The organism is Actinomyces glycerinitolerans (genome assembly GCF_900098745.1).
GTDB classification, from domain to species: Bacteria; Actinomycetota; Actinomycetes; order Actinomycetales; family Actinomycetaceae; genus Actinomyces; species Actinomyces glycerinitolerans.
On record NZ_FQTT01000012.1, the window covers coordinates 25,626 to 49,160 of the forward strand.

General features: G+C 69.2%; 24 protein-coding genes. 18 read left to right on the plus strand and 6 right to left on the minus strand.

Translation table 11 applies throughout. The features are described 5' to 3' along the window. Positions 1-128 precede the first annotated feature (128 nt). From glf to ACGLYG10_RS10380, 11 genes are all read left to right on the plus strand, one after another. Positions 129-1,328 carry a UDP-galactopyranose mutase gene (gene glf, locus ACGLYG10_RS10330; protein ID WP_083565847.1) on the plus strand — a complete coding sequence of 400 codons (1,200 nt, stop codon included), beginning with the start codon at positions 129-131 and terminating at the stop codon, positions 1,326-1,328. A 152-nt stretch (positions 1,329-1,480) separates the two neighbouring features. Beyond that, on the plus strand, positions 1,481-1,834 hold the full coding sequence (locus ACGLYG10_RS10335; RefSeq protein WP_139240956.1) for a hypothetical protein: 354 nt from the start codon (positions 1,481-1,483) through the stop codon (positions 1,832-1,834). Between the two features lie 7 nt (positions 1,835-1,841). Continuing rightward, positions 1,842-3,242 (plus strand): hypothetical protein, encoded by a 1,401-nt coding sequence (locus tag ACGLYG10_RS10340; RefSeq protein WP_244542660.1) that lies wholly within the window; start codon positions 1,842-1,844, stop codon positions 3,240-3,242. A 17-nt stretch (positions 3,243-3,259) separates the two neighbouring features. After that, positions 3,260-3,808: a hypothetical protein gene (locus tag ACGLYG10_RS16690; protein WP_244542661.1), complete on the plus strand. Its 549-nt coding sequence runs from the start codon at positions 3,260-3,262 to the stop codon at positions 3,806-3,808. 79 nt (positions 3,809-3,887) lie between these two features. Then, positions 3,888-4,439 (plus strand): hypothetical protein, encoded by a 552-nt coding sequence (locus ACGLYG10_RS16695; protein WP_244542662.1) that lies wholly within the window; start codon positions 3,888-3,890, stop codon positions 4,437-4,439. Positions 4,440-4,566: 127 nt separating this feature from the next. Continuing rightward, positions 4,567-6,438 (plus strand): translation elongation factor 4, encoded by a 1,872-nt coding sequence (gene lepA / locus ACGLYG10_RS10355; protein ID WP_073331485.1) that lies wholly within the window; start codon positions 4,567-4,569, stop codon positions 6,436-6,438. A gap of 47 nt (positions 6,439-6,485) precedes the next feature. Continuing rightward, positions 6,486-7,394, plus strand: a complete 909-nt coding sequence (trmB, locus tag ACGLYG10_RS10360; protein ID WP_073331488.1) for a tRNA (guanosine(46)-N7)-methyltransferase TrmB — start codon at positions 6,486-6,488, stop codon at positions 7,392-7,394. Further along, the gene (gene hemW / locus ACGLYG10_RS10365) at positions 7,391-8,668 is read left to right on the plus strand and encodes a radical SAM family heme chaperone HemW (protein ID WP_073331491.1); all 1,278 of its coding nucleotides are present in this window, start codon (positions 7,391-7,393) and stop codon (positions 8,666-8,668) included. The genes trmB and hemW overlap by 4 nt, the downstream gene beginning before the upstream one ends. 65 nt (positions 8,669-8,733) lie before the next feature. Beyond that, complete coding sequence (locus tag ACGLYG10_RS10370) at positions 8,734-8,976, plus strand: hypothetical protein (protein ID WP_073331494.1); 243 nt, start codon at positions 8,734-8,736, stop codon at positions 8,974-8,976. Continuing rightward, positions 8,966-9,331 (plus strand): type II toxin-antitoxin system PemK/MazF family toxin, encoded by a 366-nt coding sequence (locus ACGLYG10_RS10375; RefSeq protein WP_073331497.1) that lies wholly within the window; start codon positions 8,966-8,968, stop codon positions 9,329-9,331. Before ACGLYG10_RS10370 ends, ACGLYG10_RS10375 begins: the two co-directional genes overlap by 11 nt. Positions 9,332-9,554: 223 nt before the next feature. Then, positions 9,555-10,958, plus strand: coding sequence for a sodium:proton antiporter (locus ACGLYG10_RS10380; RefSeq protein ID WP_073331500.1), 1,404 nt, complete (start codon positions 9,555-9,557; stop codon positions 10,956-10,958). A gap of 173 nt (positions 10,959-11,131) precedes the next feature. Here ACGLYG10_RS10380 and ACGLYG10_RS10385 read toward each other — a convergent pair whose 3' ends face one another. Both ACGLYG10_RS10385 and ACGLYG10_RS10390 read right to left on the minus strand, forming a co-directional pair. Further along, entirely contained in the window at positions 11,132-13,042 is a 1,911-nt protein-coding gene (locus ACGLYG10_RS10385) for a subtype A tannase (protein ID WP_073331503.1), read from the minus strand. A 109-nt stretch (positions 13,043-13,151) separates the two neighbouring features. Further along, positions 13,152-14,021, minus strand: coding sequence for a DUF3097 family protein (locus ACGLYG10_RS10390; protein WP_073331506.1), 870 nt, complete (start codon positions 14,019-14,021; stop codon positions 13,152-13,154). Positions 14,022-14,463: 442 nt separating this feature from the next. Here ACGLYG10_RS10390 and hrcA point away from each other — a divergent pair, with 442 nt between their 5' ends. Continuing rightward, entirely contained in the window at positions 14,464-15,528 is a 1,065-nt protein-coding gene (hrcA, locus tag ACGLYG10_RS10395; protein ID WP_073331509.1) for a heat-inducible transcriptional repressor HrcA, read from the plus strand. A 52-nt stretch (positions 15,529-15,580) separates the two neighbouring features. Beyond that, entirely contained in the window at positions 15,581-16,702 is a 1,122-nt protein-coding gene (gene dnaJ, locus ACGLYG10_RS10400) for a molecular chaperone DnaJ (RefSeq protein ID WP_073331513.1), read from the plus strand. 57 nt (positions 16,703-16,759) lie between these two features. Here the strand turns inward: dnaJ and ACGLYG10_RS10405 are convergent, their stop codons facing one another. Next, a complete protein-coding gene (locus ACGLYG10_RS10405) occupies positions 16,760-17,590 on the minus strand; it encodes a YggS family pyridoxal phosphate-dependent enzyme (protein WP_083565849.1) in 831 nt (276 codons plus the stop codon). A 55-nt stretch (positions 17,591-17,645) separates the two neighbouring features. Here ACGLYG10_RS10405 and ACGLYG10_RS10410 point away from each other — a divergent pair, with 55 nt between their 5' ends. Next, positions 17,646-18,518: a 16S rRNA (uracil(1498)-N(3))-methyltransferase gene (locus tag ACGLYG10_RS10410; RefSeq protein ID WP_073331519.1), complete on the plus strand. Its 873-nt coding sequence runs from the start codon at positions 17,646-17,648 to the stop codon at positions 18,516-18,518. A gap of 9 nt (positions 18,519-18,527) precedes the next feature. Here the strand turns inward: ACGLYG10_RS10410 and ACGLYG10_RS10415 are convergent, their stop codons facing one another. The 3 genes from ACGLYG10_RS10415 to ACGLYG10_RS10430 all read right to left on the minus strand — a co-directional run bounded on the left by ACGLYG10_RS10415 (position 18,528) and on the right by ACGLYG10_RS10430 (position 19,801). Beyond that, complete coding sequence (locus tag ACGLYG10_RS10415) at positions 18,528-18,791, minus strand: hypothetical protein (protein WP_073331521.1); 264 nt, start codon at positions 18,789-18,791, stop codon at positions 18,528-18,530. Positions 18,792-19,241: 450 nt separating this feature from the next. Then, on the minus strand, positions 19,242-19,619 hold the full coding sequence (locus tag ACGLYG10_RS10425; protein WP_073331526.1) for a hypothetical protein: 378 nt from the start codon (positions 19,617-19,619) through the stop codon (positions 19,242-19,244). After that, positions 19,616-19,801: a hypothetical protein gene (locus tag ACGLYG10_RS10430; protein WP_073331529.1), complete on the minus strand. Its 186-nt coding sequence runs from the start codon at positions 19,799-19,801 to the stop codon at positions 19,616-19,618. The genes ACGLYG10_RS10425 and ACGLYG10_RS10430 overlap by 4 nt, the downstream gene beginning before the upstream one ends. Positions 19,802-20,030: 229 nt before the next feature. Here ACGLYG10_RS10430 and ACGLYG10_RS10435 point away from each other — a divergent pair, with 229 nt between their 5' ends. From ACGLYG10_RS10435 to ACGLYG10_RS10450, 4 genes are all read left to right on the plus strand, one after another. Further along, positions 20,031-21,110, plus strand: a complete 1,080-nt coding sequence (locus ACGLYG10_RS10435) for a zinc-binding dehydrogenase (protein ID WP_083565850.1) — start codon at positions 20,031-20,033, stop codon at positions 21,108-21,110. A gap of 67 nt (positions 21,111-21,177) precedes the next feature. Continuing rightward, positions 21,178-21,837 (plus strand): TetR/AcrR family transcriptional regulator, encoded by a 660-nt coding sequence (locus tag ACGLYG10_RS10440; protein ID WP_073331532.1) that lies wholly within the window; start codon positions 21,178-21,180, stop codon positions 21,835-21,837. Between the two features lie 45 nt (positions 21,838-21,882). Then, on the plus strand, positions 21,883-22,674 hold the full coding sequence (locus tag ACGLYG10_RS10445) for an ABC transporter ATP-binding protein (RefSeq protein WP_244542663.1): 792 nt from the start codon (positions 21,883-21,885) through the stop codon (positions 22,672-22,674). Then, entirely contained in the window at positions 22,674-23,420 is a 747-nt protein-coding gene (locus tag ACGLYG10_RS10450) for an ABC transporter permease (protein ID WP_073331535.1), read from the plus strand. The genes ACGLYG10_RS10445 and ACGLYG10_RS10450 overlap by 1 nt, the downstream gene beginning before the upstream one ends. The last annotated feature ends 115 nt before the right edge of the window (positions 23,421-23,535 follow it).

The following is a 23,535-nucleotide window of genomic DNA, read 5'->3' on the forward strand; positions in this document are numbered from 1 at the left end:
ACAGTTGAGACCATGCTAGTGTACCGGCGCTGCGGGGAACCGCGGTCTCACCGGAGTCCGCTATCGCTGTGGACACCCACCGGGCCGAATGTTCGTTGGGTATCGGTGTCAGGAGTTACTGGCAGGCGATGGGTGAGGCAATCGTTGAGCTACGACGGAGGGCGCAGGCGTTGCGGGCGGATCTAGTAGTGGTCGGTTCGGGGCTCTTCGGTGCGACGGTCGCCCAGCGTGCCGCCGAGGAGCTGGGTGTGCACGTGGTCGTGGTCGAGCGCCGCGAGCACCTAGGCGGTAATGCCTACTCCTACCGGGATGCGGATACTGGCATCGAGGTGCACCGCTACGGCTCCCACATCTTCCACACCTCTAACGAGCGAGTCTGGGCTTACGCCAATCGGTTCACCGCCTTCAACGACTATCGACACCACGTCTACGCCAACCATGCCGGCGAGATCTACCCGCTGCCCATCAACCTGGGCACCATCAACCAGTTCTTCCACGCCGCCCTCGGACCGGAGCAGGCCCAGGATCTGCTCGCCCGGCACGCCGCCGAGATCACCGGCGAGCCCGCCAACTTGGAGGACAAGGCCATCAGCCTGATCGGGCGTCCCCTGTACGAGGCCTTCATCCGCGGCTACACCGCCAAGCAGTGGCAGACCGACCCCACCGAGTTGGACGCCGCCATCATCACCCGCCTGCCGGTGCGCATGAACTACAACAACCGCTATTTCTCCGACCCGTATGAGGGCATCCCCGTGGGCGGCTACGGTGCATGGGTCGAGCGGATGCTGGATCACCCGCGCATCGCGGTGCGGCTGGGGGAGGACTTCCTGGCAGGCGACGGTCCATTCGGCCGCGACGCCTGTGCGGGGCGGGTGCCGGTGGTCTACACCGGCGCCGTGGACCGCTTCTTCGGCCACCGGCTCGGGGCCCTTACCTGGCGCACCCTCGACTTCGAGACCCGCATCCTGCACACGGGTGATTACCAGGGCGCCGCGGTCATCAACTACCCCGACGCCGAGGTCCCCTACACACGTGTTCACGAGTTCCGCCACTACCACCCCGAGCGCAACCACCCGGACGACGCCACCGTAATCATGCGGGAGTACTCGCGCATGGCCGGCCCCGACGACGAGCCCTACTACCCGGTGGGGACGCCGGCAGATCGCGAACGTCTGTCCCGCTACCAGCAGTTGGCGGCCGAGCTGGAGGCGCAGCGGATCGTCTTCGGCGGGCGCCTGGGCTCCTATCGGTACTTGGACATGGACCGCACCATCGCGGCGGCACTGGAGTGCTTCGAGCAGGTGGTGCGGGCGTGGTTCCGGGCGTGAAGGGGAGCAGGCGGCGATCCGCTCTGGCTAGATGATGTGCTGGCCGAAGTCACGGTCTTGACACGAGCAGGTCACGATGGTTAGGTGACGTCCAGTTCACTGACTGGGTCGTCGTGAGCGAGTTGATCCCTTGACGCTCTGGAGGTTTATTCGTGGCGGATGCGGATATCCATATCGTCGGCGGTGATCTGGAGATGCTCGCCTCCTCCCTGGAGGAGCTTCGCGACGGGATCGGGGCCCTGGACGTCTCCGGACCCTTGGAGAGGATCGGCGCGGCCATGCCGGGTTCACTGAGTTCAGGGAGCGCCGGTACCGCCGTGAGCGGGCTGGAGAGCCGCAGGACGTCCCTGGGAGGCCGCTACGGGGATGTGGGTGAGGGCGTCCGGGACCTGGTGTCCACCCACCGGAGCAATGACGAGTTCGTGGCCCAGGGTGCTGCAGCGCTGGGGGCCGCCGTCTCAGCGGCCGCAGGTAACCAGTGGGCGCGAGCTAAGGGGCCGATGTGAGGTGGCGATGTGGAGCGAAATCCTGACCTGGAATCCTGAGCCGCTGGTCGATGCCTCGGATGGGCTGAGGAGGCTGCACACCTCCATGGCGGAGATGGGGGATGACGCGCAAGCCGCGAGCTCGCGGGTGGCGTCTAGGGCACCCAGTGTGGAGGCCGCGCTTGGCGCGCTGCGCCGGTGCACAGCCGCTCACAGCGAGATGACCGAGCGGATCGGAGTCCTCACGCGTGCCACCGCCGACGCCTGCGAAGGCGTGGCCCAGGTGCGGCGCAGGGTACTTGCCTGTCAGGACTTCGCTGATGCGCACCCCTACCTGACGCTGGGCGCTGATGGCTCGGTGTCGGTGTCCCTTGCCGAGGCGGCCAGTAGCGGCGCCGGGAAGGCCACCGGCAGCGCCGTGGCAGCGACGGCAGGCCCGGTGAGGATGGTCGCTGTGGGGCTGGGCGGGGCCGTGGTGGAAGCCGCCCAGGCGCAGGCCCACGCCGCCGAGCTGGAGGAGATGGTCTCCTCCACTTTGACGCTGGCCACCCAGGTCGATGAGGACTATGCCACCATCCTGGCCGGCTCGAGCTATGACAGCCCGGACCACGCCCGGTCGGGACGGAAGTGGACTGACCCTCGGGACAAAGAGGACAGCCGCAGGAACACAGAGGACAGCGCCAGGAAAACAGAGAGTAACCGCAGGAGTGGGAACGAGGATCCCGAGACGCAGGGCAAGACGGAGCTCGGCGACCCGGTCCCCGGGGAGCATGCTGAGATGCCGGGGGTGACTCCCTGGGTCTATCCGGGGGATACGTTCAATGAGGGGTCCGGCCTATACGGAAGTCGGCCAGCGGATCCGTTTGATTATCTTGTCCACGAGGCGGCTACCGTCGCCGCGGTTGCCAAGGCCTCGGACTGGCCGGACGCGTCAAGAAATCTGTTGCACTACCTGGGGAACAGCGGGGAACCACAGGAACTCGACGCCGACCGTATGCTGGAAGATGTTGATGGGCTGGATACGAAAACGCAGGAAGCCGTCAAAACTATGGCAGAGGCAGCGCGTAATGATGCTGAAGCCTCGGGCGTGACCGGGCCGGTCACCTATCCCTTCACCACCAAGTGGGAGGGGTACTACATCAGAGCCGAGGAGGATCAGAACTGGTTCTATGCCACGGGCGGCTGCAACTACGCTACGGATGGGACCGTCACGGTCTACCCGCCCACGGCAGACAACCCGGAATGGACCTACTCCTATGACTACCGTGTGCACGTGGCCGACCGATACAACTGGGATGGCAACAAGTCGACGCAGATCGGTCCTTTCGATGTCAGCGATAGCCAGCTCCAGGAGCTGCACCGCGCTGGGTTGGCCCAGGAGTATGACATGTCGGGTGAGTCGTCGGTTATGCATGGGAGTGGGTCGTGAGGGTGAGGCGTCCGGTTTTGGCCGGTGAGGAGGTGACCGGCCGGCAGGTGCTCGTCATTGTTGCCGTGTTGGTGGGTATTGGGGTGTTCTGGGTGCTTTTCACCGTAGGGTATTTGTTTCTTTCGAGTGTGCAGGTTGAGAGGTCGGAGGCTAGGGCGTCTGCGTCCGCCAGTGCCGCTGGGGTGCAGGTGGGGGCGCCGTGTCCGGCGGATGTGGAGCACCTGGATGAGATTCTGGCTATCGAAGGTGATAGTTTGCCGGAGGGTACTGAGGTGGTGTCGGTTGAGCCCGCGGTGAATTTTGCGGATGCCATCCCGGGCGGGTGGGGATACGTTATTGAGTTCACGGCCAGTGACCAGGCCATCCGCGACTACGTTACAGGTCTTGGGCACAATGGCGAATACCTTGACGACTACCCGACGACTCAAGCGGGTGCCGATGGTGCAGAGGATGTTGATCTTAGTAGGGTGAGCGCACCGTGGATGACTGGTTTTGGGAATACGGATCTCATTCTTGAGCGTCCTTTGGGGCGGGGGTGGCTGGTGATCCGTGGGGGCGGCATGTGACATTGCGTGTCGGGTGAGTCGTCGGTTATGCATGGGAGTGGGTCGTGAGTGGGGGTGATGTGTGGTGAGGCGTCCGGTTTTGGCCGGTGAGGAGGTGACTGGTCGGCAGGTGCTTGTTGTGGTTGCCGTGTTGGTGGGTATTGGGGTGTTCTGGGTGCTTTTCGGTGTGGGGTATTTGTTTCTTTCGAGTGCGCAGGTTGAGAGGTCTGAAGCTAGGGCGTCTGCGTCGGCGAGTGCTGCTGGGGTGCAGGTGGGGGCGCCGTGTCCGGCGGATGTGGAGCACCTGGATGAGATTCTGGCAATCGAGGGTGATAGTTTGCCGGAGGGTGCTGAGGTGGTGTCGGTTGAGCCCGCGGTGAATTTTGCGGATGCCATCCCGGGCGGGTGGGGATACGTTATTGAGTTCACGGCCAGCGACCAGGCCATCCGCGACTACATTACGGATCGTGTCGGTTATAACGGTGACTACATTGATGACGACCCGATGGCCGATCCTAATGCTGACGGCGCCGAGGACGTGGATCTCAGTGGGGTGACCGATCCATGGGAGGCTGGTTTTGGGAACGCACACCTCTTTCTCGAGCGTCCTTTGGGGCGCGGGTGGCTCGTGATCCGCGGGGGCAGCATGTGACGGGCTTGCCGTCGGGCATCACACCCATGCCGGCACGGCAGCCCGCCCACCGCGTGGGAGACTTGGCGTAGGTTTCTGTCCCGCGCCCCGGGACGCAGGTCCGAGGGCGCCGTAATGGAAGGCTTCCGTGTCACCGATCCCTACGTCCGAGCAGGCCACAAGCGTCGCCCCCGCGTCCACCGAGCAGGCCCAGATCCGCAACTTCTCGATCATCGCGCACATCGACCACGGCAAGTCCACCCTGGCGGACCGCATGCTCCAGGCCACCGGCGTCGTCGCCCCGCGCGACATGCGCGCCCAGTACCTGGACCGCATGGACATCGAACGCGAACGCGGCATCACCATCAAGTCCCAGGCCGTGCGCATGCCCTGGGCGGTGACCGGGGAGGACGGCGTCACGCGCGCCTACGCGCTGAACATGATCGACACCCCTGGGCACGTCGACTTCTCCTACGAGGTCAACCGGTCGCTGGCCGCCTGTGAAGGAGCGGTGCTGTTGGTCGACGCCGCCCAGGGCATCCAGGCACAGACCCTCGCCAACCTGTACATGGCCATGGAGGGCGACCTGACCATCATCCCGGTGCTGAACAAGATCGACCTGCCCTCGGCCGAGCCGGAACGGCACGCAGAGGAGATCGCCTCCCTGATCGGCTGCGAGCCCGAGGAGGTACTGCGCGTATCCGGCAAGACCGGGGCGGGCGTTCCCGAGCTACTGGACCGGATCGTCGAGGCCGTCCCGCCGCCGTCCGGCGACCCCGACGGCGCCGCCCGAGCCATGATCTTCGACTCCGTCTACGACGTCTACCGGGGCGTGGTCACCTACGTGCGCGTCGTCGACGGCGCCCTGAAGTCGCGCGAGCGCATCAAGATGGTGTCCACCGGCGCCGTCCACGACCTGCTGGAGATCGGCGTCATCAGTCCCGAGCCGGCTCCCACCCAGGGACTGCGCGCCGGTGAGGTCGGCTACCTGATCACCGGCGTGAAGGACGTGCGCCAGTCCAAGGTCGGCGACACCGTCACCTCCGCAGCCGCCCCGGCCACCGAGCCGCTGTCCGGCTACCAGGACCCCAAGCCCATGGTGTTCTCCGGGCTGTTCCCCGTGGACGGCTCCGACTTCCCGGCGCTGCGCGACGCCCTGGACAAGCTCAAGCTCAACGACGCCGCCCTCACCTACGAGCCGGAGACCTCGGTGGCGCTGGGCTTCGGCTTCCGCTGCGGCTACCTCGGCCTGCTGCATTTGGAGATCATCCGCGAGCGCCTGGAGCGCGAGTTCAACCTGGACATCATCTCCACCGCCCCATCCGTGGTCTACGAGGTCACCATGGAGGACCGCAGCGTGCACACGGTCACCAATCCGAGTGAGTTCCCCGAGGGCAAGGTCCGCGACGTCCAAGAACCGGTGGTGCGCGCCACCATCTTGACCCCCAGCGAGTTCATCGGCCCGATCATGGAACTGTGCCAGGCCCGGCGCGGCACCATGCTCGGCATGGACTACCTGTCCGAGACACGCGTGGAGATGCGCTACCGACTTCCGCTGGCGGAGATCGTCTTCGACTTCTTCGACGCCCTGAAGTCCCGCACCCGCGGTTACGCTTCCCTGGACTACGAGCCCGACGGCACCCAGAGCGCCGACCTGACCAAGGTGGACATCCTGCTGAACGGGGAGCGGGTGGACGCCTTCAGCGCCATCGTCCACAAGGACTCCGCCTACTCCTACGGGCAGAAGATGACCCGCAGGCTCAAGGAACTCATTCCCCGCCAGCAGTTCGAGGTGCCTGTGCAGGCCGCCGTCGGCAGTCGCATCATCGCCCGCGAGACCATTCGCGCCCTGCGCAAGGACATGCTCGCCAAGTGCTACGGCGGCGACATCACCCGTAAGCGGAAGCTGTTGGAGAAGCAGAAGGAGGGCAAGAAGCGCATGAAGGCCGTCGGCCGCGTGGAGGTCCCCCAGGAGGCCTTCATCGCCGTGCTGGGCGCGGATCAGCCCACCGGCAAGTAGCCGTCGGCGGCAATGCAGTAAGAACACCAGCGGAAGGAGACGGTCCCGTGCCGCAGCAGCATCCACCCCGCTCGCATGCCATCCACGCCCGCGTGCGCTCCTACTCGCGGGCCGGGGGGCGCCTGACCGACTCACAGGCTCGCGCCTTGGAGCGTTACGGGGACCGCTACGTCATCGACGTGCCCCGCGCTGACGCGATCCGCACCGTCGATCCGGCCTTCCGCCTGGACCCGGCCGCCGCCTTCGGCCATGTCGGCCAGCTGCGTCCACTGATCGTGGAGGTGGGCTCCGGGGCGGGGGAGGTGATTCTCGCGCATGCCGCCGCCCATCCGGGGGTGGATTACCTGGCGGTGGAGGCGTGGGAGACGGCGATCGCCAAGCTGGTGGCCGGTGCCGCCAAGGCCGGTCTGCGCAATCTGCGGGTGGTGCCCGCCGACGCGGCCCAACTGCTGGCCACTGCCCTGCCGGTGGGCTGCGCCAGCGAGGTTTGGGTGTTCTTCCCGGACCCATGGCGCAAGCCCAGGCACCGCAAGCGGCGCCTGGTCACGGCCGCCTTCGCCGACTCCGTGGCCCGGGTACTGCGACCCGGCGGGGTGTGGCGGCTGGCCACCGACTGGGCGGACTACGCCTGGCAGATGCGCGACGTGCTGGAGGCCGCCTCCGCCCTGCCCGAGGGCCTGGAGGCGGACTGCACCGGCCCCTACTTCCGATTCCCCGACGCCGGGGCCCGCCCGGACCTGGGTGCCGACACCGCCGAGGAGGGCAGCCTGGGTAATGGCTTCGACCCCGGCTCCCCGGCCGGTGTGCGCGGCGGCTGGTCGCCGCGCTATCCGGGCCGGGTGCTGACCCGGTTTGAGGAGAAGGGCATCCGTGCCGGCCGCACCATCCGTGACCTGACCGCGGTTCGCACCGGTGAGATGTGGGTACCGCTCCGGCGTGAGGCGGTGGCGCTTTGAGCCCTGCCCAGCCCGACGGCGCACCCCTGCCCGGCACGGCCGATTTGCCGGCGCAGGTCCGGGCGGCGGACACCGGGGAAGAGGCGGGCCGGGAACGCCCCTTCTCGGTATACCTGCATGTGCCCTACTGCCGGGTGCGCTGCGGCTACTGTGACTTCAACACCTACACGAACCTGTCCATGGGCGGCGGGGCCTCGGCGGGGGATTACGTGGACACACTCGCCGGCGAGCTGCGTCTGGCCCGCACCGCGATGGAGCGGGTCGGCCTGCCGCAGCGGGCGGCACGAACCGTGTTCGTCGGCGGCGGTACCCCCACCATGCTGCCGGCCGGGGACCTGGCCCGCATGCTGACCTTGGTGCGGGACGCTTGGGGCCTGGCCGACGGCGCGGAGGTGACGACGGAGGCCAATCCGGAGACCGTGGACGAGCGCTACCTGGCGGCCCTGGCGCAGGCCGGCTTCACCCGGGTGTCCTTCGGCATGCAGTCCGCGGTGCCGCAGGTGCTGTGCACCCTGGACCGGGCCCACACCCCCGAGCGGGTGCCGCAGGTGGTGTCATGGGCGCGGCGGGCCGGACTGGCCACGAGCCTGGACCTGATCTACGGCACGCCGGGGGAGTCCCTGGACGACTGGCGCCGCTCGCTTGAGGCGGCGGTGGAGATCGGCCCGGACCATTTGAGCGCCTACGCCCTGGTGATCGAGGAGGGCACGCGCATGTGGACCCAGGTGCGCCGCGGCGAATTGCCCCTGCCCACCGACGACGACGAGGCGGCCAAGTACGAGTTGGCCGATGCGGTGCTGGGCCGTGCCGGCTACGCGTGGTACGAGATCTCCAACTGGGCGCGGCCCGGGCACGAGTGCGTGCACAACCAGGCCTACTGGCGCGACTGGGACTGGTGGGGCGCCGGCCCAGGGGCGCACAGCCACCTGGGGGACGTGCGCATGTGGAACGCCAAGCATCCGGTGGCCTGGGCCGGACAGGTGACGGCCGGGAGACTGCCCGTTGCGGGGCATGAGGTCATCGATGCCGACTCGCGAGAACTGGAGCGGGTAATGCTCGGCATTCGCATGCGGGAGGGTCTGGAGTTGCGGAGTCTGACGCGGCCGGGGGAGGCCGCGACGGCGTCGGGAACCCCGCGGCGGCTCGTGCCGGTGGTGGGAGGCTTCGTGGCACAGGGCCTGCTCGAGGGTGCCGCGGCCATGGCCGGACGCGCCGTACTGACCCTGCGGGGACGGCTCATGGCCGACACGGTCACCCGCGGGCTTATCGACTGACGGGACGAATCGACGGGGCGTGCCGAGCCGTTGATTTGAACTCCTTACGACGTCATACTGAAGGTATGACGATGACGACGATCAAGGTCGAGATGGGAACCCGGAATGAGCTCAAGGCGTACGCCGCGCAGCGCGGGCTCACCATGGATGCAGCTCTGCGCGGCCTGCTGAACAGTGAGCGCCGTCGTCGCATGCTCGAGGAGCTTCGTGATGCTAGGCGCCGTATGACCGCCGAGCAGTGGGAGGCATATGACGCCGAGGCCAGCGAGTGGCTTGACGCACCGTTGGAGACCCCGCGTGGACACTGACACGTCGTTCCTCGAGGGCGATGTTGTGTGGATCGACCTCTCGCCGGTCGTCGGCCGGGAGCAGAACGGCAGACGGCCTGCGGTGGTCGTATCAGCAGCGGACTACAACGAACTCGTAGACACCATGCTGTTCGTTGTCCCTCTCACAACGGTCAACCGGGGGTGGCCGAACCATGTCCGCGTCTTCGGACCCACGGGACTGAGCCGCGACAGCTGGGCGCTCACCGAGCAGATGCGGGCGGTTTCCCGTGAACGGGTAAGCGCAGTTGCGGGGGCCGTCGACGACAAGGTGCTAGCCGCCATCCGCGAGTGGATTGCCGTGTTTCTGGGGATGGGCGACGAGCCGAAGCCCTGATGGGTAGTTGATCGCTACCGGAGCACCTTGTCATCCACCAGTCGGAGCGGTAGGCACTCGAGGTCTTCGCCGGGCCGGAACCTCGGCGTGCTTCCGGTCACCTTGTGCCCGGGACACACCGATGTCTCGCGATATGGGACGGATATCGTCATAGGGTGAAGCTAGCGTCGTCGCATCTTTGATGGGGCGACGAGCACGCCTGCCCCGAACTGAGGAGTCGCACGTGGAGTTGCAGTGGTGGTCCATACTGCCCTTCGTTGTCATGCTGGCATCGATCGCGGTCCTGCCGCTCGTGCCGGCAACGTCCCATTGGTGGGAGAAGAACTCCCACCAACTGCTGGTCGCCCTCGTCCTGGGACTGCCCGTCGCGGTCTGGATGCTGGTGGCCATTGGCTGGGAGCCCGTATTCGCCTCCGTGGTGGAGTACATCCAGTTCATCTCTCTGCTACTGGCGCTGTTCGTGGTCTCGGGCGGCATATTCCTCAGGGGTGACATTCAGGCGACCCCCCGCAACAACACCATCTTCCTGGCGATAGGTGCGCTGCTGGCCAGCTTCGTCGGCACCACCGGCGCCGCCATGCTGCTGATCCGTCCGCTGCTGAACACCAACCGCGAGCGCGAGTACCGGGTCCACACCGTCCTGTTCACCATCTTCATGGTCGCCAACTGTGGCGGCCTGTTGACCCCGCTCGGCGATCCGCCGCTGTTCCTGGGCTTCCTACGGGGCGTCCCCTTCACTTGGACGTTCAACCTCGCCGGCGAGTGGCTGTTCGTCAACGCCATGCTGCTGTCCATCTACTTCGCCCTGGACTCCTGGTACTACTCGCAGGAGCCCGCCGCCGACATCCTGGCCGACAAGACGGACATCGAGCCCCTCGGCCTGCGCGGCGCCAATAACCTGATCTGGTTCGTGGTCATCATCGCCGCCGTCGCCTTCGCCCCCTCCATCGACGCCGAAGCCATCGAGGCGGGGCACGCCACCGTCATGGACTGGATCCCGCTTCGGGAGATGATCATGCTCGCCGCGGCCGCCGCCTCCTACAAGCTGGGCGACAAGCGCGCCCGTTTCGAGGATAACCAGTTCGAGTGGGGGCCGATTGCCGAGGTCGCGGCGCTGTTCATCGGCATCTTCCTGACCATGATTCCGGCCCTGCGCTACCTGGATGAAGTCGCCGGCAGCCTGCCGCTGAACGAGATCACCTTCTTCGTGTTCACTGGCGGCCTGTCCTCCCTACTGGACAACGCCCCCACCTACGCCACCTTCTTCGAGATGGCCGGTCAGATCCCTCACCCCGGCGGGGCCACGGTTGCCGGCGTGCCCGAGTTGTACCTGCGCTCCATCTCGCTTGGCGCGGTCCTGTGCGGCGCCCTGACCTACATCGGCAACGGCCCGAACTTCATGGTCAAGTCCGTCGCCGAGGCGCGCGACGTCGAGATGCCCTCCTTCGGCGGCTACATCGGCCGCTCCTTCATGTACCTGGTGCCCGTGCTGGCCGCCATGGTCCTGCTGTTCATCGCCAACCCGCTGTGGGCCAAGCTCCTTGGCGTCGTGCTGGTAGTCGTGCTGCTGGCCAACAATGTCCGGCTGCTGCGCTCCAGCCGCCGCCTGGCGCTGGCGGACGCCTGACGACGGCGCTCACCGCCGCCGATACGAGCGGGCCGGCCCCGGACACCCGCAGGTGTCCGGGCCCCTCGTATTTGTCCGTCTCACATCTATCGGGCCGGCCATATCTACCGATCTCGGCACGTAACTTCTACCGATCTCGGCGAGTTGTGCCGGGCAGCCGGGGGGGGCTCTCCTCAGGAGGCGGCCCGCTCGGTGACCCAGGCGATGAAGTTCTCCTCGCCGGTGCCGGTCAACTCGGCCATGGTGTGCCCCTGGCCCCAGATGGTCGCGAAGTCCACCGACTGGCCGGCCGCTTGCAGCGCCAGTGCCAGGTTCACCTCCACCGTGCTGGCCGTGTCGCCCTGGGTGATGCCGGTGCGGATGCGCCAGGAGGGCGCCACCGTCGACGTGCCGGCACCCTCGTAGGCGGTGGACAGGAAGTACATGGGGTTGTACATGTGCTCGCGGGTGAGCACATCCACCCCCTGCGCATCGACCTGTGCGAAGTCGGAGTCGTAGGCGGACGAGCCGTACTCGTCGGACCAGTCGGTCAGGGAGGCGTAGGCGTCCTGGTTGGCGTCGACCACGTCGCGGGAGAGCTCCGAGAAGTGCATCGCCGTCTGCCCGACCCCGAGGACCGTGTTCTCCGTCTGACCGCGGTCGACGCCGTCGAGGGCGCCGACGTCCTTGGTCGCCGCCTTCTGACTGGCGACGAAGCCCTCCAGGCCCGTGATGGTCGCGGTATTGCTCGAGGAGTCGTAGGAGACCCACTCCACATCCTGGTTCAAGGCGGCGATGTAGTCGTCCACCGTCTCGTAGGTGACCGACTCGGAGGAGTCTTCGGAGGATCCTCCGGGCGCGCCATCTGTGCTGCCGCCATCGGTCGGGGCGCCGTCGGGGGCCTCAGCGTCGCCGGGGGCGCCGGAGGGCAGCCCAGGGGCTTCGCCACCCGCGCCGTCCGGGCCTCCCTCGCCGTCGCCGGGCGCACCGGCGCCGCCCTGGGCGTCCATACCGGCCATCTCGGTGGAGTTGGGCGTGTAGGGGAACTCGGTGGCGGCCAGGAAGTCGTTAAGGGACTGCTCGACTACGGCGACCATGTGGTTGTAGTAGGTGCCGGCCAGGTACTGCCCGTCCGCGGACTCCTGAAGGGTAAGGGCATTACCCTCGGCGTCGACCAGCCCCAGGCCGTTGAGGTGGCTGGCGTAGGCGGCGGCCAGATCCTGGGAGTATGCCCGCGTCCAGGTGCCCTCCGCACGGGTGCCGGTGGTGGCGAACTGGCCCATGTTCCACTCGTAGGCGGCGTTGGCGGCGTCCAGGCTGGTGATCGGGCACCAGCACATGGCCCCCGCGATCGCGTCCGACAGTGCCTTGTCGTCGGCGTCCGTGGTGGCGGCGCCGAGCGCCTCCAGGTAGGGGGTGTACAGCGCGGAGTCGCCGGAGGCCCCCATCACCGCGGACTGGGCGCCGCCGCCGGAGTGGCCGAACACGAAGATCTGCTCCGGGTCGCCGGGTAGGGCGGAGGCGTTGTAGCGCAGGTACCGGACGGCGGCCTTCAGGTCGGTCACACCCCAGGGCGCGTTGCCGGGGGCGGCGTCGGTGGTGGAGTCCTTGCCGCGCAGCCCCGCCTGTACGTAGATGAAGCCAGCCGCCATGTATGCCGACACCGTGTCGTAGGAGTACTCGCCCGGCGGCTGCTGGGCCGCGTATCCGGGGGTATTGACCGGCAGCACGATCGGCGCCGTCGTGGCCGTCCAGTCGCCCACCGCGCCGTCGGAGGCGACCTCGGCGGTGAAGGTGCCGTCGCCGTTGTCGATGGCGGACATGTAGGCACCGGGCACGAAGACGCCCAGGGTCTCATAGCTGGTGTCCTGCGGGGCGGCGACGTAGGACAGACCCAGCTGGTAGTACACGTCGCCGTCGGCGTCGTAGCTCCATGCCGCCGGGTTGAGCGCCAGGTCGGTGCTGGTGGTGGGGGCGGCCGAGGCCGACTCGCCCGTGGCGCCGCCCGCGCCGCCGGAGTCGTTGGAACAGGCGGCCAGGCCAGCGGCCCCGAGCAGTGCGGCCACCGGCACCGCATGCATGACGGCACGTCGAGAGATATTCATCAGCAGATTCCTTTACGTTGGCATCAGGGATACGCCCATCATGCAACCCGGGCAGTCTGGGCATAAGCCGGGAACGACGCTGTGCGCCGCGTGTGAGAACGGTGAACCGCTAGCGAGTGCCGGGGGCGGTCACGAAGTCGATCAACTCTTCCATGCGGCCCAGCAGACTCGGCTCCAGATCCTTGTAGGAGCGCACCGTCGCCAGAATCCGCTGCCAGCCGCGGGCGATATCCGCCTGGTCGGCATGCGGCCACCCCAGCGCCTCCAGGGTGCCGTGCTTGATGTCGGTGCCGCGGGGAATCTCCGGCCAAGCCTGCAGGCCCACGCGGGCGGGCCGCACCGCCTGCCACACATCCACATACGGGTGCCCCAGGATCAGCACGTTCTCGCCGCCGGGCATGGCCCGCACCTGCTCGGCTATGCGCGACTCCTTCGAGCCGGGCACCAGGTGGTCCACGAGCACTCCCGCCCGCCGCTGAGGCGAGGGGCCGAAGGCGGCCATGACCTCCTCGAGGTTGTCGACGCCGTCCAGCATGAGCACCACCACGCCCTCATGGCGCAGGTCATCACCCCACACCTTCTCCACCAGCTCGGCGTCGTGCTTGCCCTCCACCCAGATGCGTGAGGCCCGCGCCACCCGGGCCCGCTTGCCCTCGACGGCATAGGAGCCCGAGGCGGTCAGTCTGCGTCCGCCGGCGCTGACCGGACCGGCGGGGGGACGCCTGCGCGGGGCCGGCGGGTCCACGATCACGGGCCGGCCCTCCAGCCAGAAGCCCGGCCCGAGTGGGAAGGCGCGGTGCACGCCCCGCCGATCCTCCAGCACCACCAGGTGCTTGCCGCCGGACTTCTCCACGGCCACCGCCGCCCCCACGAAGCCGGTCTGGCGGTCCTCGAGCACCATGCCGCGCGTGAGGGCCACATGCACCGACTCCGGGCGCACCGCCGTCGGGCCCACTCGGTGGGGGTCCACCGCCAGCACATCCCCGCCGTAACGGTTGTCGGCCGAAGGACGTGCGGGCGGGGGAGTGGCGGCCTTCCGGCCCCCACGCCCCGCCGCGGAACGCCCGGAAGCCGCGGCCGCTCGGGCCGCACCCTCCGGGGCGCCGCTGCGACGTGCGGCGGCCTGCTGGCGGGCGGCCTGTTCCCGCAGGGCCCGACGGCGTGCCGCCGTCGCCCCGGGCACGACGCCGCGGGCGTTGGAAGTGGACTGGGAGCCGGAACGGCGGGAGGGTGGCGTGTTCACTCTGGGCACGGTAGGGGAAGGTCACGCTGTCGGCCCTGATTGCCGGCCGCGGCGCGGCGTAGGATGGCACTCGCGTCCCGGGAGTGCTAACGGCGTCGGCCGGCCCGGTGACGCCTGAACCGGCGGCCGGGCGTCGCGTCGCCCCGTGCGCGCATCGCAGACGAGAAGGGAGAGCCCCATGTCGGACGATCGCCGTCTGAAGGTGCTGTCCGCCATCGTCACCGACTACGTGCGCACCCGCGAGCCGGTCGGCTCACGCGCCCTGGTGGAGCGCTACCGGCTGGGCGTCTCCCCGGCCACCATCCGCAACGACATGGCCACCCTGGAGGACGAGGGCTACATCCACCAGCCGCACACCAGTGCCGGTCGCGTCCCCACCGAGAAGGGCTACCGCCGCTTCGTCGATGAGGTGGCCCGCATCAAGCCCCTCTCCGCCCCCGAGCGGGCCGCCATCAACGCCCTGCTGTCCGGCGCCGTCGACCTGGAGCAGGTGGTCGCCCGCACCGTGCGCGCGCTCGCCCAACTGACCGGCCAGCTGGCGGTCGTCGAGTACCCCAGTCTGCGCCGCACCACCCTGCGTCACCTCGAACTCGTGGCCCTCGGCCCCACCCGCCTGCTCATGGTCATCATCACCGACACCGGCCGCGTCGAGCAGCGCACCGTCGGCCTGTCCGGGCGCGGCCCCGACGGGCTGGTGGACCCGGCCGTCCTGGAGCGGCTGCGCCTGCGGCTGAACACCGCCCTGGTCGGCCGCCGCGCCGTCGAGGTGGTCCCGGTGCTCGCCGCCCTGGCCGAGCAGGCGCCCGCCGACGAGCGCGCCGTGCTGGCCGCCGTCACCGACGAGCTGATCGCCGCTCTGCGGCCCGACGCCGAGGAACGCATCGTCGTCGCCGGCACCGCCAACCTCGCCCGCTCCCTGGACTTCACCGCCATCGGCACGCTCCTGGACGCGGTTGAGGAACAAGTGGTGCTGCTGCGCCTGTTCACCTCCGAGGACGCCGCCCACCGCGACGACGCCGACGACACCGGAACCACCGTGCGCATCGGCTCGGAGATCCACGAGGACGCCCTGGCGGAGGCCTCGGTCGTCTCCGCCGCCTACGGCCCCGGGGACGCCGTCGCCCACCTGGGCGTAATCGGCCCCACCCGCATGGACTATCCGGCCACCATGGCGGCCGTGCGCGCGGTCGCCCGCTACTTGTCCCGGTTCCTGACCGGGACGGAGGGCAGCACGCCGGGCTGACCCGCCCACCGAGAATCCGACACCACCCCACCACGAAGGAACACCAGCAAGCGTGAGCGACTACTACGACGTCCTCGGCGTCACCCGCCAGGCCACGGCCGAGGAGATCAAGAAGGCCTACCGCAAGAAGGCCCGCCAGCTGCACCCCGACGTCGCCGGCCCGGGGCACGAGGACGAGTTCAAGAAGGTCTCCGCCGCCTACGAGGTCCTGTCCGACTCCGAGAAGCGGAAGATGTACGACCTGGGCGGTGAGGACGCCCTGCACGGCAACAACGGCTTCGGCGGCGGCTTCACCGGTGACTTCGGCAGCTTCTCCGACTTGTTCCAGCAGGCCTTCTTCGGCGGCGCAGCCTCCCGCGGCCCGGCGTCCCGTACCCGCCGGGGCCAGGATTCGCTACTGGCCGTGGACGTGGACCTGGCCGAAGTCGTCTTCGGCACCACCAAGACAGTCACCATGGACACCTACGTCGTGTGCGACACGTGCAACGGGTCCTGCTGCGCCCCCGGCACCTCGCCGGTCACCTGTGCCGAGTGCAACGGCCAGGGCTCGGTCCAGCGCATGCAGCGCTCCCTGCTCGGCAACGTGGTCACCTCCATGCCCTGCCCGCGCTGCCAGGGGTACGGCACCGTCATCGCCTCCCCCTGCAAGGACTGCGACGGTGAGGGCCGCAAGCACGTGCGCACCCCGGTCGACATCAGCATTCCCGCCGGCGTGTCAACCGGAACCCGCATCCGCATGGGCGGGCGCGGCGAGGCCGGGCCGGCCGGCGGCCCCAACGGCGACCTGTACGTGGAGATCCACGAGAGGGAGCACGAGGCCTTCACCCGCGAGGGCGACGACCTGTACACCGAGCTGCGCGTGCCCATGACCGCCGCCGCCCTCGGCGCCTCCTTCCCGCTGGAGACCTTCGACGGCGAGCGCAATGTCTCCGTGCGCGCCGGCACCCAGGGCGGGGACGAGATCGTCCTGTCCGGCCTCGGCGTGGGGCGGCTGCGCCGCCCCGGCCGCGGCGACCTGCGCGTGCAGATCGTGGTGGAGACCCCCACCCGCCTGAACGACCGGCAGCGCGAGCTGCTGACGGAGCTGGCCTCCCTGCGCGGTGAGGACGGCTACGCCGCCCCCAAGGACGAGTCCATGATGGGCAAGCTGAAGGAGAAGCTGTCCGGCCGCTGACGGGTCTGCCGACACGGACGCGATGCGGGCGGCGCCTCCCGGGCCGCCCGCATCGGGCTACTCGGCGCCGTTGGCGGGCCAGTACAGCGAATCCGGGGTGGGGCGCGCACCGAAGATCGCCTGCCCCACGCGCACACACGTTGAACCGCCCGCAATGGCCAGCTCGAAGTCACCGCTCATGCCCATGGACAGTTGCCCATCGCCGACCGTGCCCGCCTGCAGCCCGGCGTCGCGCAGGGTGCGCATGATGCGGAAGCACTCGCGGATGCGGTCGGCGTCGTCGGTGTGGGCGGCCAGCGTCATCAGGCCGCGCACCCGCAGCGCCGAGTAGGCCGGCAGGGCCGCCAGGAAGTCGGCGACGGCGTCCGGCTCCAGGCCGAACTTGGAGGCCTCTCCGGAGGAGTTGACCTGCACGTACACGTCCAGGCCGCGCCCGGCCGCCTGCAGCCGCCGATCCAGGGCCTCGGCCACGCGCAGGGAGTCCAGGGCCTGGAACTCGTCGGCGAAGGCCGCCACGTCCTTGGCCTTGTTGGTCTGCAGGTGGCCGATCAGCGCCCAGTGGATGCCCAGGTCGGCCAGGTTCGCCGCCTTCCGCTTGGCCTCCTGCACCTTGTTCTCACCCATTTGAGTGATGCCGGCGGCCCAGGCGGCCCGCAGGCGCTCCTCCGGCACCGTCTTGGACACCGGCAGCAGCCGAATCTCGGCGGGGTCCCGGTCGGCGGCACGGGCGGCGGCGTCGATGCGGGCGCGCACGGCGGCCAGGTTGCGGCGGAAGTCCTCCACGGTGGTGGCCGTGGGGGCGCTGGACGGCTGCGCGGCGGGTTCGGAGCCGGCGGCAGGCGGTGCGGTGGACGGTTGGGGGGACGGGAGGGACGACGGATCGGTCATGTTCCGTGACGCTAGCACCGCGGCACTGACCCGTCCGGAACCGTACCCTGTAAGTGTGACGGCACCCGTCTTCCTCATCACATCCGAAACGCTTGAACCCACCGGGGCGGCCACCACCGCCACGCCCGGGGCCCGACTCACACTGACCGGTCCGGAGGCGCATCACGCGGTCTCCGTGCGGCGCCTGCATCCGGGAGAGCGGGTCGACCTGGTGGACGGACGGGGCCTGCGCCTGGTGTGCGAGGTGACCGACGCGGCCGCCGACGGTGGGCGGCGGGAGCGCCTGGGCGTGCAGGTCGTGCAGCGGATCCAGGAGCCCGACGCGGGGCTGAAACTGGTGCTGGTGCAGGCGCTGGCCAAGGGCGGGCGCGACGAGCAGGCGATCGAGACCGCCACCGAGGTGGGTGCGGATCTGGTGGTGCCCTGGTGGGCCGAGCGCTGCGTGGCGGTGTGGCGCGGCGTGAAGGCGACCCGCGGGCGCCAGCGCTGGCAGGCCGCCGCCCGCGAGGCCGCCAAGCAGTCGCGGCGGGCACGCGTGCCCGAGATCGCTGAGCTGCTCACCACCGCCGAGCTGTCCGGGTGGGTGCGACAGGTGTGCGAGGCCGGCGGGACGGTGCTGGTACTGCACGAGGAGGCGACCAGGCCGATCGGCGACGCGGCGCTGCCGGAGACGCGGGCGGGTGCGGGAGCGTCGGAGGGGGCTGGTACAACCGAAGGCGACCCTCGGGAGGGTGCCGGTGGTGCGGGAGAGGCGCCGGTGCTGGCCGTCGTCGTCGGGCCCGAAGGCGGCATCAGCGACACGGAGGTGGAGGCGCTGGAGGACGCCGGGGCACGCGCCGTGCGCCTGGGGCCGCATGTGCTGCGCACGGCATCGGCCGGACCGGTCGCGCTCGCGGTCCTCGCCCAGCGCACCGGCCTGTGGGGCTGAGACGGGTCTTCAGCGGGGGGATGAGTGGCCGAAGCGCTTGTGCGCGGCCTGCTTCGAGACGCCGAGGGCGGCGCCTATCACTGTCCATGACTCACCGGCCGCACGAGCGTCGGCGACGGCGTGAGCCAGGTCTTGTTCCGCATCGATCACGTGTTTTTTCGCGGCGATGATGCGCCGGAAGTGCGTGGCGTCGCGTGATGGCGTGCGCGCCGGGTCGAGAGACTGCAGGCCGGTATCCGGAGAACTGGTCGTAGTCGTAGTTGTTCGCTGCATGGGAATCACTTCAGAAAGACGTAGAACTTCGGCCGTAGACGGTCTGCATGGATTATGCGAGCAGGTGCGGCTGAGGGAACAGCGACCAACTCGAGCAGACTCGAATCCAATGCTGGACCAATCACGAGTAATCGTTCCTCCCCGTCATACTCGTACTCGACCAATCGCAACGCGTTCTCCCAGGCGTGGACGACGTCATCGGCTGAGACACCGTGTTTGAGGGCCGACCGAGTAACCCTCATCCGTCAACCTTACGTTGACGAGTTTGGTTGGTCAAGAGTGCACCACGCGGCGCGCTCCGCCATACCGTTGCGGTACTGATTCGTTGAGGCATCATGCGTACAAGATCGCACGCCCCACTGACACGAATTCGGGCGCATTGCTGGCCTCTGCCGGGAGCGATCTGCGCGCGGCATGGCAGTTGCGCTGGGCTCGCGGGAGCGGGTGGCTTCAGCTTCGGGCCAGTTGTGAGACCCGCTGGGTGGTGACTCCCATAAGGGTGGCGATGTCGCGTAGCGGTAGGCCGTCGGCGCGCAACAGGGTGACGGCGCGGCGTGAGGCGGCTGCCGCGGCCGCACTGGCTTTTGTGGATGCTTGCGCTGCTGCCTTGTACTGTTCTACGGCGTCTACGTAGTTCGCGTTGCGTACCGTGTAGTGCACCTCGAAGTCGTCTGTGGGGCGCCCCGTCATGAGGACGGCGGCATCGGTGACCATCGGGACGACTTCATCGAGACGTCGCGCCTGGGTGGAGTACTCGTGGCCTTCAAGGGTGAAGTCGATCGCCCACCAACCCTCGCAGTAAAGTGCCATGGCTTCAATTCTGGTCATCGTTTGCTCCTCCGTAAGATTGCCCGTGCGGTCATCTCGTTGATCTCCCGGTGGCGGGGGATGGGCTCGCTCCACGTCCCTATGGTTGCCTTGGTGTGCTTTCCGCCCTCGGTGAGTACAAGCTTCTGTCCCTTCTGACGGGCGACCTCCTCCAACTGCCGGATGAGATCTCTGCGCTTCATTATTCAATCCCCCTTTCGGCAAGTAGTCAAGAGGTGTTGCAGGCGGTTCCTTTCGACTCAAGTGTCCGCCAGGGGTACGACACGAATTCGGGCGCATTGCTGCCCTCTGCCGGGAGCGGTCTGCAGGCGCGGCGATACGATGTCGGCGGACCGTGCAGGCGGCGGGGCGGGCGCGCCCGGGCGGCCCGCATATTGACCTTGCTTGCCGCCGGACGTCCAGGAGGAGACCGTGCCCGACACCATGACCGCCCTGCTGCTCGACCGGCCGGCCGGGCCCGACGAGCTCTCCGCAGCCATGCGCCTGGGGCGGCTGCCCTTCCCCGAGCCCGGTCACGGCCAGGTCCGGCTGCGCGTGGAGGCCTGCTCCCTGAACCCCGTGGACTGGAAGGTCGCTCGCGGCGGCAACCCGGCCTGGACCTGGCCCCACGTGCTCGGCCTCGACGTGGCCGGCACCGTCGACGCCCTCGGACCCGGCGTTGCCACTCCCGCCGAGGACGGCGCCACCGCGCTGCGCCCCGATCTCGCCGTCGGCGACACGGTCGCCCTGCACCACGACCTGCGGCGCCCCGGCGGCCTGGCCCAGTACGTCGTCGTCGACGCCCTCGCACTGGCGCACCTGCCGGACGCGGTCTCCGCCACCGACGCCGCCGCCCTGCCCTGCGCCGGCATGACCGCCTACCACGCCCTCACCCGCCGCCTGCGCCTGGCCGCCGGGCAGACCATTCTCATCACCGCCGGGGCCGGGGGAGTGGGCGGCTACGCCGTGCAGATCGCCCACCACCTGGGCGCCCGCGTCGTCGCCACCGCCTCGACCGATAAGGTGCGGGCCGTCCGCGCCCTCGGCGCCGACGAGGTCATCGACTACCGCGCCGCCGGCGATCCCGACGCCGTCGCCGCGGCGGCCCGCGCCCTCACTCCGCAGGGGCGTGGCGTAGACGCCGTGCTCGACACGCTCGACGGCGCCTCCGCCACCGCGAATCTGGGCGCGCTCGCCTTCAACGGCGCCCTGGCGTTCATCGGTGGGTGCCCCGATCTGTCTGCCATGCCGGGATTCACGATCTCGCCCTCGATCCACGAGGTCTCCCTCGGCGCCGCCTACTCCGCGGGCACCGCCCGCGACCGCGCGGACCTGGCGACCATGCTCACCGAGATGCTGGAACTGGTCGCCGCCGGGCGGCTCGACGCCCGCGTGGCCGAGACGGTGCCGCTTGACGCGGTGCCCGCCGCCTACGCCCAACTGGCTCGGGGGCACCAGGCCGGCAAGCTCGTGTGCGACGTGGCCGGGTCGGCGGTGGCGGCGGCCTCCTAAAGTCCGGCGGTAATGAGGACACCGCACGTATCCTTCGACTCGTCAATAGTTGCGCAGGAGGGGCGAGATGGGCACGCGAGGGCGTAGGCGGGCCGGGAGCCCGGACGCCCGGCAGGCGATTCTAGAGGCGGCCCGCGCCGCCTTCGCCCGCGACGGCTACAACGCCTCGCTGCGAGGCATCGCCCGGGCGGCCGGCGTCGACCCCGCCCTGGTGCACCACTACTTCCCGGAGCGCTCGCACCTGTTCGTGGAGGCCGTCTATGACGGGCCGGACGGGCCCGTCATGGATCCGGCCGTTCTGGACGACGTCCGGCGCCTGCCCGCCTCTCGGCAGGGAACCGCCTTGGTGCGCCTGTTCGTGACCCAGTGGGACCGCATGGGGGCGGACCGCTTCGCCGCGGTGGTGCGCGCGGCGCTGGCTCACGAGGGCGTTGTCGCCCGCATACGGGAGCTCGTGGTGGGCGCCCTGGTGACTCCGCTGGTCGAACGTGTGGCTCCCGATCGGGTCCGGCTGCGGTCCCAGCTGATCGCCGGACACCTGGTCGGGTTGGGCATGACGCGCTGGATCGCCCGCCTCGACGCCGTATCCGCCGCAAGCCCGGAGGAGCTCGCGGCCGCCGTGGGGCCGGTGATCCAGCACTACCTGACCGGTGACCTCGGTGATGCGCACGATGGCCCGGCCGAGGAGGCCGGGGCCTTCAAGACCGTGGAAGAGCCCAGGGAGTAGTCCGCAGTCCTTGCCGAACCGTCGCCGTGCCCATATATTCATCACATGATGAAAAATGGCTTGGGTGCCGTCGCCGGCCCTGCCGATCCGGCCGTCGCGGGGGCTGTCGGCAGTGCGGTACACGTGCGCGGACTGCGGGTGCGCCGCGGCGGCACGGAGATCCTCCACGGCCTGGACCTGGACCTGCGACCCGGCTCCATCACCGGCCTGCTGGGGCCGTCCGGCTGCGGTAAGACCACCCTGATGCGGGTGCTCGTCGGGGTGCAGCGCTACGACGGCGAGGTGAGGGTCCTGGGGGAGCGGCCGGGCACGCCCGCCGTGCGCGGCCGGATCGGATACGTCACCCAGGCGGCGGCCGTGTACAAGGACCTGACCGCCCGCCAGAACCTGCGCTACTTCGCCGCACTCGCCGGGGCACGCGCCCGCGACATCGATGAGGCGCTGGACACGGTGGGGCTGACCGGGCTCGCCGACCGGCGCGTGAGCACGTTCTCCGGCGGTGAGACCGGACGGGTTTCGCTCGCCTGCGCCCTGGTGGCCGGCCCGGAACTGCTGGTACTGGATGAGCCGACGGTCGGCCTGGACCCGCTGACCCGGGAGGGGCTGTGGGCCACCTTCCGGGAACTGGCCGATGCGGGCGCCACCCTGCTGATCTCCAGCCACGTCATGGATGAGGCCTTCCACTGCGATCGCGTGCTGCTCATGCGCTCCGGCCGCTTCCTTGCCTACACGACTGCGAGCGAGCTGCTGGAGCGCACGGGAGCCGACACGCTCGACGCGGCCTTCCTCGACGTCGTCCGGCGGGCGGGGCGAACGGAGCAGGGGGAGGGACAGTGATGAACGCGCGCACCTTCGCCGCTACCGTGCGCCGGGTGCTGGCGCAGCTGGCGGCCGACCGGCGCACCCTTGGACTGATCATGGTGGTGCCCGCCGCGCTGCTGACCCTGCTGTACTTCGTCTACTACGACTATCCGCACGGCGAGCAGCTGTTCAACCGGATCGCCGTGGCCATGATGGCGATCCTGCCGCTGGTCGTCATGTTCCTGGTCACCAGCGTCACCATGCTGCGCGAGCGCGGCTCCGGCACCCTGGAGCGGCTGTGGACCACGCCGCTGCACCGCGCCGACCTGCTGCTCGGCTATGCCGCAGCCTTCACCGCCACGGCAGTGGGTCAGTCGCTGCTGCTGTGCGCGGTGGCCGCCTGGTGCCTGGGGGTGCAGATCGCCGCCCCCTGGGTGTGGGTGATCCTCACTGCGCTGGTCGACGGCTTCCTCGGCGTGGCGCTGGGGCTGTTTGTATCCGCCTTCGCCCGCACCGAGTTCCAGGCCGTGCAGTTCTTCCCCGTGATCATCGGCCCGCAGATCTTCTTGTGCGGGCTGCTGGCGGCCCGCGACCAGCTGCCGCGCGTGCTGGAGCTGTGCAGCAACGTGCTGCCCATGAGTTGGGCCGTCGATGCCGTCGGCGAGCTGAGCGCGAACACTTCGCCGACTACCGCCTTCGCCGCCGACCTGGGGCTGGTGGCCGGGGTGGGGGTGGCGATCCTCGCGGTGGCCGCCCTGACCGTGCCGCGGCGGGTGCGGTGAGGGCGGCGTGGGGCAAGGCAGGCGCGGGCGGCCGGCTATTGCTTGCGCATGTAGGCGATCGTGAACTCCCTGACCTGCCGGAAGTACTGCTGGCGCCGGTCGAGCTCGAAGTGCT

Coding starts and splice junctions, on each gene's coding strand:
- glf (WP_083565847.1), top strand. CDS start 129: ATGGGTGAGGCAATCGTTGAGCTACGACGGAGGGCGCAGGCGTTGCGG.
- ACGLYG10_RS10340 (WP_244542660.1), top strand. CDS start 1,842: ATGTGGAGCGAAATCCTGACCTGGAATCCTGAGCCGCTGGTCGATGCC.
- ACGLYG10_RS10370 (WP_073331494.1), top strand. CDS start 8,734: ATGACGATGACGACGATCAAGGTCGAGATGGGAACCCGGAATGAGCTC.
- ACGLYG10_RS10385 (WP_073331503.1), bottom strand. CDS start 13,042: ATGAATATCTCTCGACGTGCCGTCATGCATGCGGTGCCGGTGGCCGCA.
- hrcA (WP_073331509.1), top strand. CDS start 14,464: ATGTCGGACGATCGCCGTCTGAAGGTGCTGTCCGCCATCGTCACCGAC.
- ACGLYG10_RS10405 (WP_083565849.1), bottom strand. CDS start 17,590: ATGACCGATCCGTCGTCCCTCCCGTCCCCCCAACCGTCCACCGCACCG.
- ACGLYG10_RS10415 (WP_073331521.1), bottom strand. CDS start 18,791: ATGCAGCGAACAACTACGACTACGACCAGTTCTCCGGATACCGGCCTG.
- ACGLYG10_RS10425 (WP_073331526.1), bottom strand. CDS start 19,619: ATGACCAGAATTGAAGCCATGGCACTTTACTGCGAGGGTTGGTGGGCG.
- ACGLYG10_RS10430 (WP_073331529.1), bottom strand. CDS start 19,801: ATGAAGCGCAGAGATCTCATCCGGCAGTTGGAGGAGGTCGCCCGTCAG.
- ACGLYG10_RS10440 (WP_073331532.1), top strand. CDS start 21,178: ATGGGCACGCGAGGGCGTAGGCGGGCCGGGAGCCCGGACGCCCGGCAG.
- ACGLYG10_RS10445 (WP_244542663.1), top strand. CDS start 21,883: ATGATGAAAAATGGCTTGGGTGCCGTCGCCGGCCCTGCCGATCCGGCC.
- ACGLYG10_RS10450 (WP_073331535.1), top strand. CDS start 22,674: ATGAACGCGCGCACCTTCGCCGCTACCGTGCGCCGGGTGCTGGCGCAG.